The sequence below is a fragment of the Rhizobium sp. 9140 genome, assembly GCF_900067135.1.
Classification (GTDB): Bacteria; Pseudomonadota; Alphaproteobacteria; order Rhizobiales; family Rhizobiaceae; genus Ferranicluibacter.
In genome coordinates, this window is sequence record NZ_FJUR01000005.1 from 69,343 (window position 1) to 85,030 (window position 15,688).

The window sequence follows — 15,688 nt, forward strand, 5'->3', positions numbered from 1 at the left end:
TCCCAAAGCACACATGGCAACGCAGGGAAGTATGCTCAGCAGCAGCGGCGCGATGCCGGCCGCAACCAGCCAGGTCCAGTTGAACGCCGCACCGAGGCCGAGCACGAGGGCTCCCAGTACGATGAGCCCCTGCCGACCAGGCAACCAAGAAGGGAGCCTGTCGGTCAGCGGTTGCGACCGCGCACCAGGGTGCACTTCGGCTGAGTTAGGTGTCTTCATAGCGATTTTTCCTTATCTGGAGGGGCCGCCAAGCGATCCCGTTCCTGTGCGATGACCGATTTGAGGAAAGCGACCATGTCCGGCGCGTCCCACTCGGCGGGGCCGATCAGACGTCCAAGCTCGCGCCCGTCGGTATCGATCAGCAATGTTGTCGGCAGTCCCGCCGTTGCCAGCGCAAAGCCGACCTGGCTGGAGCTATCGACGTGGATAGCGAGATGCTGAATGCCGATCTCGGTGTAGAACGTCTTCACGGCGTCTGCTCCACCACGATCGATCGACAGCGCGACAACCTCGAAATTGTCCCCGCCAAGCGCTGCCTGCAACCGATCGAGCGTCGGCATCTCCTTCCGGCACGGCAGGCACCAGGTCGCCCAGACGTTGAGCAACACGACCTTGCCACGGAAATTCGCGAGCGAGCGCGGCTTTCCTTCGCCATCGGTGAACTGAAGCTCCGGCAGGGGCATCGGCGTATCATGCAGCACGAAATTCTGCGCCGGGCTGGCGAACCCCTGCCCCGCAATGACAAAGACCGCCAGGATGGTGAAGAGGAGCCGCCTCATGAGGTGCCTCCCTTCGCCTGCTGACGCAGTCGCTCGACAAGCGGCAGGATCGTCTCGCGCAGCGCCTGTTCGGTCACAGGCCCGATGTGCTTGTGGGCGATGCGCCCGTCAGCGCCAACCACAAAGGTCTCGGGCACGCCGTAGACACCCCAGTCGATGGCGACGCGGCCATCCCGGTCGGCCCCGGTGCGGGTGTAGGGATCGCCGAGCGTGTTCAGCCATTGCGCCGCATCCTGTGGCCGGTCCTTGTAGTTCAGCCCATGGATCGGCACTGTCCTGCGCTCGGCGAGACGCATGAACAAAGGATGCTCGCCGCGGCAGGCGACGCACCAGGAAGCAAAGACATTGACCAGGGAGACTTCGCCGTAGAGATCCTTGCTCGCCACGCCGAGGGTCCGGCCCGCGACCGGCGGCAGATCGAAAGCCGGTACGGTCTTACCGATCAATGCCGATGGAAGCTGGCTTGGATCACGGCTGACGCTCCAGGCAAATACGGCGGCAAGTCCGGCAAAACCTACCGCCGGTAATGCCAGAAGCAGCCGACGGCGCGAGACGGCTGCCGATAGGCTATCCGTCCTCGATGTATCGTCCGTTGTAATTTGGGTCATGGGGATGACCTCCTGTTCCGAAGTCATTCCGTCGCGTAGACGGACGGTGCCTTGCCGTCCTTGGTGACGGTATAGATCACGAATTTTTCCGTCTTGGTGCCGGCCATGCCGGGCGAACCCATCGGCATTCCCGGCAGGGTGATGCCGGCGATCGCGGGCTTCTCGGTGAGGAGCTTCCGCACAACGTTCACGGGGACGTGTCCGTCGATCACGTAACCGTCGATGAACGTGGTGTGGCAGCCCTCCATCCCCTCCGGCACGCCGGCCTTGTGGCTGATCTCCAGGAGGTCGTTGGTAGGCTTCACGTCAACAGTGAAGCCGTTGTCGCGGAGATAGGTGGCATAGCCTTCGCAGCAGCCGCACTGCGGGTTCTTGTAGAGCGTCGCCTGAAGTGGTTCGGCGAGTGCAGGTGACGCGAAGGCGATGAGAGCGGTGAGGCTGGCGAAGCGGCCCATAAAGCGGAATGTACGGTTCATTTCGGTTTCTCCTTGGATAAATGAGTGTTGGTTTCAAGCAACGCGCAGCACGGTCATCAGACCCGCCATCTGGTGGTCCACTACGTGGCAATGCAGCATCCAGTCGCCGGGATTGTCGGCGACGAAGGCGACCTCGACGACGTCCTTCGGTGCCATCAGCACGGTGTCCTGCCATTGGCGGTGCGGTACGGACATTCCGTTTCGGCTCAGCACCGCCAAGCTGTGGCCATGGAAATGCATCGGGTGCCACCAGGCGGTCTCGTTGTGCATCGCGAGTATGATGCTGCGTCCGCGGACAAATGTGAGGGCGGGCTTCATGCCGGCATGGCCGTCACCGGTCATCGACATCCCGTTGATCGCCCAGGCAGGGCCGCCGCCCATGCCCATCATGCCGTGCATCATCCCTCCCCCCATCATGCCACCGGCGCCGGCCATCGCGCCGCCGCCCATCATGCCGCCCTGGAGCGTCAGCGTGTGCCGCTCAGCCGCGGGGAAATCTGGTTCCGGCAAGGGATTGCGCGGCAGGTCGAGCGGCGTATCGAGAAGATGCTCGCGTATGGGCGGCCTGTCGTCATAGGCGAGCTGCGTCACCGGATAGGACAGTCCGTCGTAGAAATCGTCGATGACGCCGTAGCGCCTACCCGGTTCGCCCTCCATGTCGAGCATGAGATCGATGCGCATGGCAGGCCCGAGCAGGATGCGCCCGCGCTCGGGCACATGCGGATCGCAGGGCTGACCGTCGATCGCGACGATCAAGGGCCTGTGCCCCTCAAAGCGCAGCGCCATGATACGAGCGAGCGAGCCGTTGACGAGGCGCAGGCGGATGCGTTCTCCGGCCCGGACCGGCTCCGCCTCCGACACCTGGCCGTTCAGGGTGACCGTGTTGCCGACGCGGCCGGACATCGCCGCTTCCATCCGGTTGCCGAAGCCGGAGGCGATCCCGCCTTCGTCAGTCAGTCGCCAATCGGTGAGTAGCCAGAGAAGATCTTGGTCGACAGCGACGGGTTGGCGTTCCTCGACGATCACCGCTCCGGCCAGACCTCGGCCGAGTTGCTCAAGGCTGTTGGCGTGCGGGTGGTACCAGAAGGTCCCGGCATCCGGCGGGGTGAATTCGTAGACAAAACTCCCGCCCGGTTTGATCGGCGGTTGCGTCAGGCCGGGCACGCCGTCCATGGCGTTGGGCAGCCTGATTCCGTGCCAATGGACGGTGGTCTCCTGGTCAAGTCGGTTTTCGACGACGAGACGGGCTTTCTCACCTTGGCGCAGGCGCACGAGCGAGCCCGGTATGGTGCCGTCATAGGCCCAGACATCGGTTTCCGGATGACTTGCACCAGCAAGACGCGCGCGGGCTGGCGCGGCGACGATCCGATACTCGTTAAGGCCCGCCGCGTGTCCCGGCAATGGCGGCAATGCTGTGGTTAGCAAGAGCCCAGCGCCAGTCCGGAGCAATCCCCGGCGCGACACTAGGTTATTGGATTCGGTACTCACATTCGATCCTTCCGATCATCGTGGATGACGGAACGCATCGGCCCTTGGTCGGTTTCTCTCACCGTGTTGGCCGCTCGGCGCAAAACAGATGCGCATGCGTTCGCTTGTCCTGCACTGGCGCTTGACGCGACAGCCGGACATCAGCCGATGTCGGAGGTTCGTGGCGGATAGGGATCGGGGAGCAATGCCCTGCCGTGCAAGAGCGGATCGCCCGCTACAGACGTAGCGACCTTGTCGCCGAGCAATATGGGCACCGCGGCAGCGGGCAGCGTCGCAAGAACCGGGGCGGCGCAGACATTTCCGCAGGCCATCGCCTTCATGCCGTTGCCACCGGGCTGGTCGGGGCAGTCCTGACAGCCGCCGTGAGCCGACATGTCCATATCGGACATCGTCGCCATCCTGGCAGTCATGCCGCTTGCCTGAGCAACTGACAGGCTCATCCCCGCGGCGATAAAAACCGCGAGGACCAACGCCAAAAGCTGTCGAGCCGACCAGTGTCTCATGACACAAAGAATTACGCCGAACTGCGTCAAAAACAAGCCGTGACGGCGTCTCATAGCGTTCGGACGCCCGCGACGTGAACCGTCGATCGACGGCGCGCGCGCATGCCTCAGCGGAAGAACAGAAATTTGACGAGCGCCGCGATCACGAGAACGATCACGAAGATTCCGATGGCAGCGGCGAGGCCCATGCCCCACATCATGCCGCTGCCCATCATATCGTTCATCATGGCATGCTCCTTTCATTCGGCCGCCTCCTTGAGGGCAGCCTGTTCGGGCTCCATGTCGACGAATCCGGTGTCCAAACTCGTCGGCAACCGCCAGCCCTTGACCAACCCGTAGATCGCGGGGATCACCACAAGCGTGAGGATGGTCGACGAGATCATGCCGCCGATCATCGGCACGGCGATGCGCTGCATGATTTCCGAGCCGGCACCTGTGCTCCAGAGGATCGGCACCAGGCCCGCCATGATCGCCACGACAGTCATCATCTTCGGCCGGACGCGTTCGACAGCGCCGACCATGATCGCCTGATGAAGGTCGACTCGCGTGAACGCTCGTCCTTCAGCCTCGCATACCGAGCGCTGCTCCCTCAGAGCCTGGTCGAGATAGATGAGCATGATCACTCCCGTCTCCGCCGCAACGCCCGCGAGCGCGATGAAGCCAACTGCGACGGCAACCGAGGCGTTGAAGCCCAGCCACCACATCATCCAGATGCCGCCGACCAGCGCGAACGGCAGCGACAGCATGACGATCAGCGTCTCGGTCAGCGCCTTGAAGTTCAGGAAGAGCAGCAGGAAGATGAGCGCGAGCGTCAGCGGAACGACGATCGTCAGGCGGGCCTTCGCCCGTTCGAGATATTCGAACTGGCCGCTCCAGGCGACGGAATAGCCTGAGGGCATCTCGACGCTTGCCGCTACTGCAGCCTGGGCTTCCTCCACGTACCCCCCGAGATCCCGGTTGGCGATGTCGACGAAGATATAGACGGCAAGCTGGCCGTTCTCCGTCCGGATGGTCGTGGCACCGCGCGTCAGCTTGACCTCGGCCACTTCACCCAGTGGAACGGTACCCCCGCCCGGAAGCGAGACCTGAACGTCGCGGGCGATGGATTGCGGGTCGCTGCGAAAGGCTCTCGGGTACCTGATGGCGACGCCATAACGCTCCCTGCCCTCGACCGTTGACGTCACGACCTCGGACCCCAGGGCCATCCCTATGACGTCCTGCACGTCGTCTATGGTGAGACCGTAGCGCCCGAGCGCGTTGCGGTCCGGGATGATGTCGAGATAGTATCCGCCTATCACCCGTTCGGCGTAAGCGCTCGACGTTCCCGGAACCGCCTTCAGAACAGTCTCGATCTTCCTTGCGACCTTCTCCATCTCCTTGAGGTCGGTGCCATAGACCTTGACGCCGACCGGGGTTCTGATCCCGGTCGAGAGCATGTCGATACGGGCGCGGATCGGCATCGTCCAGGCATTGGAGACGCCGGGGAACTGGAGTGCGGCGTCCATTTCCTGCTTGAGGCTGTCGGATGTCACGCCTGGCCGCCATTCGGATTTCGGCTTCAACGTGATGATGGTCTCGAACATTTCGGTCGGAGCCGGATCGGTTGCGGTCAGCGCCCGCCCCGCCTTGCCGAACACCGTCTCCACTTCCGGGAACGCCTTGATGATGCGGTCCTGCGTCTGCATGAGCTCTGCCGCCTTCGTCACCGACAAGCCCGGAAGCGTCGTCGGCATGTACATCAGCGTGCCCTCGTCGAGATTGGGCATGAACTCGCTGCCGATGTGCTGGACAGGCCAGGCGGTAACGGCGAGAACCGCGACCGCCGCGAGGATGGTCAGGCTCTTGGCCTTCAGGACGCCAGCAATGACCGGACGATAGATCCAGATCAGCAGGCGGTTCAGCGGGTTCTTGTGTTCCGGGACGATGCGGCCCCGGACGAACAGGATCATCAGGGCCGGCACCAATGTAATCGACAGCAGCGCGGCGGCGGCCATGGCGAAAGTCTTGGTGAAGGCGAGCGGACCGAACAGGCGACCCTCCTGCGATTCCAGCGTGAAGATCGGCAGGAACGACACGGTGATGATAAGCAGGCTGAAAAACAGCGGCGGGCCGACTTCGCTTGCAGCTTCGATCAGGACTTCCGTTCTCGGCTTGTCCGGTGGCGCGCGTTCGAGATGCTTGTGGGCGTTCTCGATCATCACGATCGCCGCGTCGATCATCGCGCCGATGGCGATGGCGATGCCGCCGAGGCTCATGATGTTGGAGCCGAGGCCGAGCGCCCGCATCGCCATGAAGGCGAACAGGATGCCGATCGGCAGCATGATGATCGCGACAAGGGCGCTGCGCACATGCAGAAGGAAGGCGATCGTCACCAGCGCAACGACGATCGATTCCTCGATCAGCGTGCCCTTCAAGGTCTCGATAGCCGCTTCGATCAGTTTCGAACGGTCGTAGACGGGTAGGATTTCAGTTCCGGCAGGCAGGCTGTTCTGGATCGCCGCAAGGCTCTCCTTGGCGTTCTCGATGACGGTCAGAGCATTGGCTCCAACGCGTTGAAGGACGATGCCGCTCGCGACCTCGCCCTCGCCGTTCAGCTCGGTGATGCCTCGGCGCTCGTCCGGAACCAGTTCTACCCGTGCGACGTCCGAAAGACGCAGCGGGATGCCAGCATTCGTCTTGAGGACGATGTTCTCGATGTCCTTGATGCCCTGCAGGTAGCCCTTGCCGCGCACCATGAACTCGAACTCGGAGATTTCGACGGTACGGCCGCCGACGTCGCGGTTGCTGGTGCGGACGGCGTCGGAGATGTCCGACAGCGGCACGTTCTGCGCCTTCAGGCGGGCCGGATCGACGACGATGGAGTACTGCTTGACGAAGCCGCCGACGCTGGCCACCTCGGCCACGCCCTCGGACTTGGAAACGGCGAAGCGCACGACCCAGTCCTGAAGCGACCGAAGTTCGGCCAGCGACAGTTCCTTGGCGACGACCGCGTATTGGTAGACCCAGCCCACGCCCGTGGCATCCGGGCCGAGGCTCGGCGACACCCCGTCAGGAAGACGGCTTGCGGCGGCATTCAGATATTCAAGCACGCGGCTGCGCGCCCAGTAGGGGTCGGTCCCGTCCTCGAAGATCACGTAGACGAATGACACACCGAAGAACGAAAACCCGCGCACGACCTTCGACTTCGGCACGGTCAGCATCGAGGTCGTCAGCGGATAGGTGACCTGGTCCTCAACGACCTGCGGAGCCTGTCCCGGATAGTCGGTGAAGACGATCACCTGGACATCGGACAGATCGGGGATCGCATCGAGCGGCAAGGTGCGCAGCGCATAGACGCCGCCCGCGATGGACAGCACCGCGCCGAAGAAGACCAACAGGAGATTGCGGGCGGACCACGAGATGATATGCGCGATCATGGTTTCACCTCGCCGGGCGTGAGAGCGCTCAACGCGGCATTCAGATTGCTTTCGGCATCGAGAAGGAAGTTGGCGGAAACAACCACGCGGTCTCCCGTGGCGATGCCTTTGGTGATTTCGGTCATGTCCTCACCGCGTACACCGAGAGAGACATCCATCGGTTCGAACCTGCCCTCGCCCTTATCGAGAAAGACGATCTGGCGGTCGCCGGTATCGATGACCGAACTATTGGGAACTGCGACGACCGGGCTTCCGGCTCCGGCCTCGATCTCGACCTCGGCATACATGTTGGACATCAGTTGACCGTCCGGATTGGGAAGCTCGATCCGGACCTTCGTCGTGCGGGTCTGCATCTGGACCTCGGGATAGATCAGATCGACCGTTCCCTTGAACTTCGTGCCGGGCAGATTGCGAACGATCACGGAGACGACCGCCCCCTTGCGGACGGAGCCCAGCTCGTACTCAGGAACGTCGGCGATCACCCAGACCTTCGACACGTCGGCGATCCGGAAGAGGATATCTCCCGCTTCCGCCATCATGCCGCTCACCGCCATGCGCTCCAGCACGACGCCGTCGCGCGGTGATGTGTAGGCGATGCTCTGGGGCACCTTCCGCTCAGCCGCGATGCTGGCGATCGTCGCCGTCGGCACGCCGAGGTTCTTGAGGCGGAGCGCCGACCCAGTATCGGGGCCTGGTTTTCCGCCGTTACGCATCTCGGTCGCGTACTCGGCTCCGGCGGTGGCGATCTCCTTCGAATAGAAATGGAAGAGGTTCTCGCCCTTGGTTATCCTGTCGCCCGTGGTGACATCGGCGACATCCTCGACGAAGGCGTCCGCCCTCATGGAGACGATGCTGATCATGCGTTCGTCGAGCGTCACGGTTCCGGGCACGCGGATCTTGCGGCTGACCGTCGTCATTTCCGCCAGTCCGGTCTTCACACCGGTCCGCTGGAGCTTGCCGAGCGACACCTTGACGGTCGAACTGTCGGCATCGTCGCCGTCGTAGACCGGAAGGTAGTCCATGCCCATGGAATCCTTCTTGGGCACCTTTGACGTGTCGGGAAGGCCCATCGGATTGCGGTAGTAGAGGACCTTCCGATCGGACGTCGCCGACGCAGTCTCCGCAGCAGGAGCAGCCCTCATCGCACTGAAAGTGACGTCCTCGCTTTCGCGGACGGCCGCGAATGGCCGACCGTCATCGGTGTTCTTCGGCCTGGCGGAATACTCTGCTAGGCCGTCGGGGTGGCGGTAATAGATGACCGCACCCGTTGGTTCGCGCATAGGTTCTGCCTCGGCGGCCATCTGGCTCCATCCGACGTGCTGTTCGAGCAGCGCGCCGATATCGTTCTTTCCAGCCCAGTAGCCTCCCCCGCCGACAATCGCGGCGAGGGAGAACATGGCGATCACGCGCGGCGTGCTCACGGTACTGCCTTCAGGACGAGCTCGCCCTGGACCGTTTCAGACTCGCCCTGCACCTTGGCGGCGATCTGGAACCGCCATCCGCCCTCCATGGAGAGGTTTGTCGTGAAGGCGTAGACGCCGGCCTCGGTGGAGTTCGATGCCTCCACGGGCGTGGTCATCGTCTCCATACCCTCGGGAGCCATATCCATGCGGGTGGTGAAGATAACTGCGTCGGAAACGGGCTTACCCGTCCGCTTGTCGACCAGGCGCACAGAAACGACAGCCCCCGGCCCCTGCTTGACGTCGGTCTGGACCGCTTGGAATTCGTAGTCCTGCGCTCCGGCAAAGGAAGAGGTGGCGGTGCTGAACAGCATTGCGCCGGCGAGGAACGCAGTCCTCGCATTGAAATAGGTCTTGCTCATGATTTGATGTCTCATCCGGACGGGGTCGCAACCGCGTCCTCAGTCAATTTGGATCGCCCTCAGTCCGGTTCGGGCGCAACGGTGCGGCCTTGCCGAAACGACGACGTGCTTCAATGACGTGAGATCAGGCTCTTGGAGGGCGGGCTGGCGGGTCGACCAATGCGGAAGCGAGCTCGAAATGCGGCCCGATTGGGAACTGACGGGCCACCCATGTAAAATTCACGGACAATGCATGATCGTTCGCCGATTGGCCGACGATCGTCGTCGTGCAGATCAAAGCCAGGGGGCAGGCCTTGCCGCAGTCCAGCTGCATCGGCTGCTCCAGACAGTAAGGCATGTCGTCCGGCATGTCCATGCCAGCCATACCGTCCATTGCAACGGATCCGGAAGACGCCATGGCGCTTTCGGCCGCCCCGATGGTGACGGGACCAAGAATGAACCCGAGCACGGCGGACACGAACAGCAGTCGATGGATGACCTTCATGAACCTCATCCGCTTAGTGTGGCATGGAGCGGGCGATCTTGGAAGAGGTCTCACGAAAATGTGCTGCCGCGTTATAATTCTAGGTAAACGTACACTCTCTGGAAGAGATTCCGTCACACAAGTCATGGTTTTCGCTTCCAGTGCACCAAACTTCTGAAAAGATTACATCTCGTTCCATGGGAAACTCACCCTCTTGACCTTCCCATCGTTGGAAGCCCTACATTGAGGCAACAACCTCAAAAAGGAGACAATAGATGTATGAGTTTGACATCCCGAACATGACCTGCGGCCACTGCAAGGGCACCGTCGAAAAGGCCATCAGGGCCGCCGATCCCGCCTCAGTGGCAACTGTCGACCTTGCCTCGAAGAAGGTAACCGTCGAGACGACGCTCGAACCTGCCGTCATCGGCCAAGCTATCGAGGGTGCCGGATATCCGGTGTCCTACACGAAGCGATAACTCCCCCGCCGTCGCGTTCAAACGCGGCGGCGGCCTACTGTCCGAGGGGCTTGCATTCCCTCGCTCTTTATAGTTTCCGATCTGCGTTTCCGTCAGACTCGAGCATGGCCTTGGTCGCTTCATTATTGCGGGCGCGGCGTTCCGGCGACATCCGGTTGCGCAGGTCGTTAAAGGAGCGATGTCCAGTCATATCAATCCTTCCTGATCTCGATCAGGTAATTGCCATATAAGCGGTCAGCGACCGGAAGCATGACCTCATAGAAACGGTCGTCGCCGGTTTTACTGCCGTCGACCAACAGAATGGCAGTGCGGCGCGGATCGAAGGCATAGAACAGCCGGTAGGGTTCGGCGCCGCGTTGAATCCGCAATTCACGCATATGCTTGTGCTTGGAGCCTTCGATACCGGAAGAGTAAGGGAAGGGAAGTTGGGATCCCTTGGCTTAAAGAAGCCCGACCATGCTTGCAATATCGCACTGAATGACGCCGACTGCCCGGTTCGGCTAAAGACATGGGAGGAATCCATGAAAGCGCAGCCAATCCTTACCGTCATATTCACGTCGCTGCTAGCAGCAGCTCCCGCACAGGCCGCTGGCCCAAAACCCGCTGAAGGGTTCTCGTTTCACGTCGATGCAAAACTTCACTTTCCCGGCAACAAGGACATGATCGCCCACCATTTCTGCAAGCCAGTTGCGGACGGAATGAGCCAGTGTCTGCTCTTTGCAAGCGACAATGCGGATGCGCGCCTCGTCGGTGTTGAGGTCATCGTTGGTCCGGACGCTTACGGCGAGTTGACTGATAGCGAAAAGCCGATGTGGCACTATTACAGGACCGAAGTGCCGAAGGTGTCGGCCACCCTTCCGGACCTATCGGAGGAAGGGAAAGAAGGTGGTCGAAAGCATCCTCGAAACCTATGGAAAAGTCTATCTCCTTCGGGATACTAACAAAGCCGAACCGCCTACAGGAAATCCTTCTGTAAAGGGCCTTTGCCCGTCAATCCCTTCAAGACCAAAATCGCGTCACCAGTCGGATGGAGCCTCGGCCGTGTTCCAGCGAGCCATGCCGGATAAAATCCTCGCCGAGACATCCGTCTTTTTTGACCGTTACCACTGCGACGCAATCGCGGTATCGGCGGCGACCGTATCGGCCGTGCCTGTCGGAGACGTCATAAGGCTGCTCGAATCCGATCTGGTTTTCGTCAACCGATGGTCCGGCTACCTCGCCCTTGAACTGCAAGCCACCCGGAAACGGGCGGAGATCATGTCGCTCCAAACAGTCAGGGCAAGGCTTGATGCCTGGATCGCATGGAATGATGGAGCGCTCCCATCCAAGCGAGCATGGCGGCAACTGGCAGACGAGATCGGGGTGTCGGCCGAAGCGCTGTATCGTGAATTCGCCCGGAGAGACGCGCGGGTCGACAAAGATACGGGTTCTTTCAAAAACAGCCCTTGACCTTCCCATCATTGGAAGGATTACCTATAGGAGCAGTTAACAGAGGAATCGCCCCAATGACTGCCATGACCACGATAGCCCCATCCAAGACGCTGCCCGTTCCGACCGATTTCGGAATCGAAGGCATGAGCTGCGCCTCCTGCGTCGTCAGGGTCGAAAGGGCCATTGCCGCGGTTCCGGGCGTTGCCTCAGCCACGGTGAACCTGGCGACCGAGCGGGCCACCGTCACATACAACGAACCCGTCCCGACGGACGCCGTCCTCCAGGCCATAGAGAAGGCGGGCTACGAACCCAGGATCGAGACCCGCGAGCTGGGCATCGAAGGCATGACATGCGCATCGTGCGTCTCCCGTGTGGAAAAAGCTCTGAAGGCCGTTCCGGGCGTAAGAGAAGCCACCGTTAACCTCGCGACGGAGAGGGCGACGGTCCGCATCGTCGCCGGCACGACTGTCTCCGCTTTGGAAGATGCCGTTCGTGCCGCGGGATACGATGTCCGTAAAGTAACAGTGGACACTTCCGCGGATGACAACGAGGACCGACGCAACCGCGAGACCGCGCGCCTGAAACTGTCGCTGGCGCTATCGGCTGCCCTCACCCTTCCGTTGTTCGTTCTGGAAATGGGATCGCATTTCATTCCGGCCGTCCATGACTGGATCATGGTCAATATCGGCATGGAGAACAATCTGGTCCTCCAGTTCGTCCTGGCGACGCTCGTCCTCTTCGGACCCGGCCTGCGCTTCTTCAGCAAAGGTGTGCCCAATCTCCTGCGATGGACGCCGGACATGAATTCGCTGGTGGCGCTCGGCACGGCGGCCGCCTGGGGCTATTCTGTGGTGGCGACCTTCCTGCCGGATGTGCTCCCAGCGGGCACGGAGAACGTCTACTACGAGGCGGCCGCCGTCATCGTCACGCTGATCCTGCTCGGCCGCTATCTCGAGGCCCGCGCCAAGGGCAAGACCAGCCAGGCGATCAAGCACCTGATCGGCCTGCAGGCGAAGACCGCATACGTCAAACGCGGCCCAGAGTTCTTGGAAACCGAAATCGGCGACGTCGTGCTTGGCGACATTGTTCGCATTCGTCCGGGCGAGAAGGTTCCCGTCGACGGCCGCGTCGTCGATGGCTTATCCTATGTCGACGAGTCCATGATCACGGGCGAACCCGTTCCGGTGAAGAAAGCCGCCGGCGCAGACGTCGTCGGCGGCACGATCAACAAGACCGGGTCCTTCACTTTCGAAGCGACGAAGATCGGATCGGACACGCTGCTTGCCCAGATCATCAAAATGGTCGAGGCGGCGCAGGGTTCGAAGCTGCCGATCCAGGCGCTGGTCGACCGCGTCACAGGATGGTTCGTCCCCGCCGTCATCGCGGCAGCCAGCCTCACCTTCGTGGCATGGTTGCTGATCGGCCCCTCGCCCGCGCTCACCTTCGGCCTGGTCAACGCCGTCGCGGTCCTGATCATCGCCTGCCCGTGCGCCATGGGTCTGGCGACCCCGACCTCCATCATGGTCGGCACAGGCCGGGCCGCGGAACTGGGTATCCTCTTCCGCAAGGGCGAGGCCCTGCAGACACTCCGCGATGTCGATGTCGTGGCGCTGGATAAGACTGGCACCCTGACCAAGGGCAAGCCCGAGCTGACCGACCTCGTCACTGCCGAAGGATTCGACCGGAACGACGTCCTCCGTCTGGTCGCCAGCCTTGAGACCCAGTCCGAGCATCCGATCGCTGAAGCCATCGTGGCTGCAGCGAAGGCGGCTGACCTGAAGCTCGCTGATGTCTTTGGATTCGAAGCTGCTGCCGGCTACGGTGTCAGTGGCGGGGTCGATGGCTATAACGTGCTTGTCGGCGCTGACCGGTCCATGGCGAAGAACGGCATCGACGTCGCATCGTTCGCGGAGGAAGCCATCGCATTGGGCGACGCAGGCAAGTCGCCGCTCTATGCCGCGATCGACGGCAGGCTCGCCGCCATCATCGCCGTCTCCGATCCGGTAAAGGAGACGACGCCAGAAGCGATCAAAGCGCTACACGCGCTCGGCCTCAAGGTGGCGATGATCACGGGCGACAACAGCCGCACGGCGCAAGCCATCGCCCGCCAGCTCGGCATCGACGAAGTGGTCGCCGAAGTCCTGCCCGAAGGAAAGGTCAAAGCCGTCGGGAAGCTGCGCGAGGGCGGACGGAAGGTGGCCTTTATCGGCGACGGCATCAACGACGCGCCCGCTCTGTCCGAAGCCGACATCGGTCTTGCTGTCGGAACCGGAACCGATATCGCCATCGAGAGCGCCGACGTCGTGCTGATGTCGGGTGATCTCAACGGAGTGCCGCGGGCGATCGCCATCAGCAAGGCGACGATCCGCAACATACGGCAGAACCTGTTCTGGGCTTTCGGCTACAACGTCAGCCTGGTCCCCGTCGCCGCGGGCGTTCTCTACCCGCTGAACGGCACGCTTCTGTCGCCGATCCTCGCCGCCGCCGCGATGGGCCTTTCGAGCGTCTTTGTGTTGGCGAACGCATTGCGACTGCGGCGCTTCAAGACGAACTAAAACCAGGGACGTCCATGTGACGCTCTTTCTTGCATTCAAAGGAGAACGAAAATGAATATCGGCGAAGCCTCGAAGGCGTCCGGCGTCTCGACAAAGATGATCAGGTACTACGAGCAGATCAAGCTGATCACGCCCGCGCACCGCACCCAGTCTAGCTACCGGACCTACGCCGACAACGACGTCCACACGCTGCGCTTCATCCGCCGCGCCCGCGACCTCGGATTCTCGGTCGAGCAGATGAAGGCCCTGCTGGCGCTCTGGCGGGACCGTTCGAGGGCGAGCTCCGACGTCAAGGCGATCGCCCTCGAGCACATCGCCGAACTTGAGCGGAAGGCCGCGGCAATCGCCGCCATGACGAAGACGCTGAAGCATCTCGCCAGCCATTGTCATGGCGATGACCGCCCGGAATGCCCAATCATCGAAGGATTTGCTGAAACTCTCGGGGACGGGTTCGGGGTGCCGTCGAAGTTCGGCCTCTCGAACGTCGTCTAGGGCTTCCGGAGTTTGGCATGACAGGCCGCGCACGTCTGCAACATCAGGTGGAATGCATGCTCGGCTGCGTCCTTCGTTGCATCCGGCTTGCGCAGGATGCCGAACGTCGCATGCGCGCCCACCGTCAGCAGCAAGTACGGAGTAACGGGTTTCAGGCGACGCATGAAGAGTGGTTTATCCGGGAAGCAGGTTGCGATATCCTGGATGGCGCACGATAGCCATCGCAGAAGGAGTTGTCGAAAAAAAGGTGTGCTGAAATTTCAACCGACGATGCTCCGTTGCTGCATCGAGGTGGCGACCATGACTGGAAGAAAGAAGCTCGTTAGGGACAATCCATCGCTCGGCTTCAAATCCCCGCCGCGGCGGCGCAGACGAATTCCTGCCTCCGCCATCAGTGGAGTGAGACGCATGCTCCTTGTTGCCGCCCTCGTCGTCGTCGTCGGGATTCTTGCGTTCTCGCTCATCGCCGCCTTGAAATGAGCGCTTGGCGGTCTAGCTTTTCAAGAGTCCTTCACCATCGCGCCCTCGGTCGCCAGGCGGCGAAAGATCGCATCGATCCGGTCGGGTGGCAGCTTGGTGCCCCCATCCAACCACCACGTCAGCACGGCCATGTAGGCGCCCACGACGTATTGCGCGACAAGTTCGCGCGGGATGGCGTCCGGAGAACCCCGGTCGCCGTCGGCGGCCAGTTCGTCGCGCAGCAGATCGGAAAGTATCTGACGGATGGTGCCGAGCGCAACCGCACCTCCACGGCTGCCCGCCAACGCCCGGTAGAGATCGACATGTTCCCGTGCATGTTCGAACATGGCCAGGCTAAAGCCGAACCTCCGGCTCCCCCGTTCACTCTGCGCCGCGCGAGCCGTGGCGTCGAGATGCTTGCGCAAGCTGTCGAGGCCGCTCCGCTTCAAATCATCCTTGCTCGTATAGTGAAGGTAGAAGGTCGACCGACCGACGTTTGCCGCTTCGCAGATTTCCTCGACGGTTATCGGATCGTAGCCCTTTGCCAGGATCAATGCGATCAGGGCCTGTTGCAGTGATCTTCTGGTGCGGGCGACGCGGCGGTCGATCGTATGCTCGGTTGTTTTCATCACTATTTCCGGACAAATCGGAGTGGTCGTCCAGGATCAGCCGTTCCACACTGCGGACTTGTTGACATGAGTGAACATCGCATCTGTT

16 protein-coding genes and 1 pseudogene are annotated in these 15,688 nt (G+C 61.9%); 6 read left to right on the plus strand and 11 right to left on the minus strand.

Translation table 11 applies throughout. The features are described 5' to 3' along the window. Window positions 1-215 precede the first annotated feature (215 nt). The 9 genes from GA0004734_RS24120 to GA0004734_RS24160 all read right to left on the minus strand — a co-directional run bounded on the left by GA0004734_RS24120 (window position 216) and on the right by GA0004734_RS24160 (window position 9,576). Window positions 216-779 (minus strand): TlpA family protein disulfide reductase, encoded by a 564-nt coding sequence (locus tag GA0004734_RS24120; protein ID WP_092938548.1) that lies wholly within the window; start codon window positions 777-779, stop codon window positions 216-218. Further along, window positions 776-1,387: a DsbE family thiol:disulfide interchange protein gene (locus GA0004734_RS24125; protein ID WP_175386678.1), complete on the minus strand. Its 612-nt coding sequence runs from the start codon at window positions 1,385-1,387 to the stop codon at window positions 776-778. Before GA0004734_RS24125 ends, GA0004734_RS24120 begins: the two co-directional genes overlap by 4 nt. Window positions 1,388-1,410: 23 nt before the next feature. Continuing rightward, complete coding sequence (locus GA0004734_RS24130; RefSeq protein ID WP_092938550.1) at window positions 1,411-1,863, minus strand: DUF411 domain-containing protein; 453 nt, start codon at window positions 1,861-1,863, stop codon at window positions 1,411-1,413. A gap of 33 nt (window positions 1,864-1,896) precedes the next feature. Further along, complete coding sequence (locus tag GA0004734_RS24135) at window positions 1,897-3,351, minus strand: multicopper oxidase family protein (protein WP_092938552.1); 1,455 nt, start codon at window positions 3,349-3,351, stop codon at window positions 1,897-1,899. 140 nt (window positions 3,352-3,491) lie between these two features. Next, window positions 3,492-3,890 (minus strand): hypothetical protein, encoded by a 399-nt coding sequence (locus tag GA0004734_RS24140; protein WP_245292630.1) that lies wholly within the window; start codon window positions 3,888-3,890, stop codon window positions 3,492-3,494. A 203-nt stretch (window positions 3,891-4,093) separates the two neighbouring features. Beyond that, complete coding sequence (locus GA0004734_RS24145) at window positions 4,094-7,270, minus strand: efflux RND transporter permease subunit (RefSeq protein ID WP_092938556.1); 3,177 nt, start codon at window positions 7,268-7,270, stop codon at window positions 4,094-4,096. After that, window positions 7,267-8,691 (minus strand): efflux RND transporter periplasmic adaptor subunit, encoded by a 1,425-nt coding sequence (locus GA0004734_RS24150; RefSeq protein ID WP_175386680.1) that lies wholly within the window; start codon window positions 8,689-8,691, stop codon window positions 7,267-7,269. The genes GA0004734_RS24145 and GA0004734_RS24150 overlap by 4 nt, the downstream gene beginning before the upstream one ends. Beyond that, the gene (locus tag GA0004734_RS24155; protein WP_245292631.1) at window positions 8,688-9,092 is read right to left on the minus strand and encodes a FixH family protein; all 405 of its coding nucleotides are present in this window, start codon (window positions 9,090-9,092) and stop codon (window positions 8,688-8,690) included. The genes GA0004734_RS24150 and GA0004734_RS24155 overlap by 4 nt, the downstream gene beginning before the upstream one ends. A 124-nt stretch (window positions 9,093-9,216) precedes the next feature. Then, window positions 9,217-9,576 (minus strand): hypothetical protein, encoded by a 360-nt coding sequence (locus GA0004734_RS24160; RefSeq protein WP_245292632.1) that lies wholly within the window; start codon window positions 9,574-9,576, stop codon window positions 9,217-9,219. A gap of 254 nt (window positions 9,577-9,830) precedes the next feature. Here GA0004734_RS24160 and GA0004734_RS24165 point away from each other — a divergent pair, with 254 nt between their 5' ends. Beyond that, the gene (locus tag GA0004734_RS24165) at window positions 9,831-10,034 is read left to right on the plus strand and encodes a heavy-metal-associated domain-containing protein (RefSeq protein ID WP_092938562.1); all 204 of its coding nucleotides are present in this window, start codon (window positions 9,831-9,833) and stop codon (window positions 10,032-10,034) included. A 191-nt stretch (window positions 10,035-10,225) separates the two neighbouring features. Here the strand turns inward: GA0004734_RS24165 and GA0004734_RS24170 are convergent. Next, a pseudogene (locus GA0004734_RS24170) lies at window positions 10,226-10,459 on the minus strand (type II toxin-antitoxin system RelE/ParE family toxin); the annotation flags it as partial. A 96-nt stretch (window positions 10,460-10,555) separates the two neighbouring features. Here GA0004734_RS24170 and GA0004734_RS24175 point away from each other — a divergent pair. The 5 genes from GA0004734_RS24175 to GA0004734_RS24200 all read left to right on the plus strand — a co-directional run bounded on the left by GA0004734_RS24175 (window position 10,556) and on the right by GA0004734_RS24200 (window position 14,992). Continuing rightward, entirely contained in the window at window positions 10,556-10,975 is a 420-nt protein-coding gene (locus tag GA0004734_RS24175; protein ID WP_092938564.1) for a DUF1264 domain-containing protein, read from the plus strand. Continuing rightward, on the plus strand, window positions 10,920-11,483 hold the full coding sequence (locus GA0004734_RS24180; RefSeq protein ID WP_245292634.1) for a Crp/Fnr family transcriptional regulator: 564 nt from the start codon (window positions 10,920-10,922) through the stop codon (window positions 11,481-11,483). The genes GA0004734_RS24175 and GA0004734_RS24180 overlap by 56 nt, the downstream gene beginning before the upstream one ends. Window positions 11,484-11,539: 56 nt before the next feature. Next, window positions 11,540-14,020, plus strand: coding sequence for a heavy metal translocating P-type ATPase (locus GA0004734_RS24185; RefSeq protein WP_092938568.1), 2,481 nt, complete (start codon window positions 11,540-11,542; stop codon window positions 14,018-14,020). 51 nt (window positions 14,021-14,071) lie between these two features. Beyond that, window positions 14,072-14,512 (plus strand): Cu(I)-responsive transcriptional regulator, encoded by a 441-nt coding sequence (cueR, locus tag GA0004734_RS24190; protein ID WP_092938570.1) that lies wholly within the window; start codon window positions 14,072-14,074, stop codon window positions 14,510-14,512. Between the two features lie 204 nt (window positions 14,513-14,716). Then, window positions 14,717-14,992 carry a hypothetical protein gene (locus GA0004734_RS24200; RefSeq protein WP_139056343.1) on the plus strand — a complete coding sequence of 92 codons (276 nt, stop codon included), beginning with the start codon at window positions 14,717-14,719 and terminating at the stop codon, window positions 14,990-14,992. 20 nt (window positions 14,993-15,012) lie between these two features. On the opposite strand, the gene GA0004734_RS24205 is transcribed toward GA0004734_RS24200, so the two are convergent. Further along, on the minus strand, window positions 15,013-15,600 hold the full coding sequence (locus GA0004734_RS24205) for a TetR/AcrR family transcriptional regulator (protein WP_092938574.1): 588 nt from the start codon (window positions 15,598-15,600) through the stop codon (window positions 15,013-15,015). Window positions 15,601-15,688 lie beyond the last annotated feature (88 nt).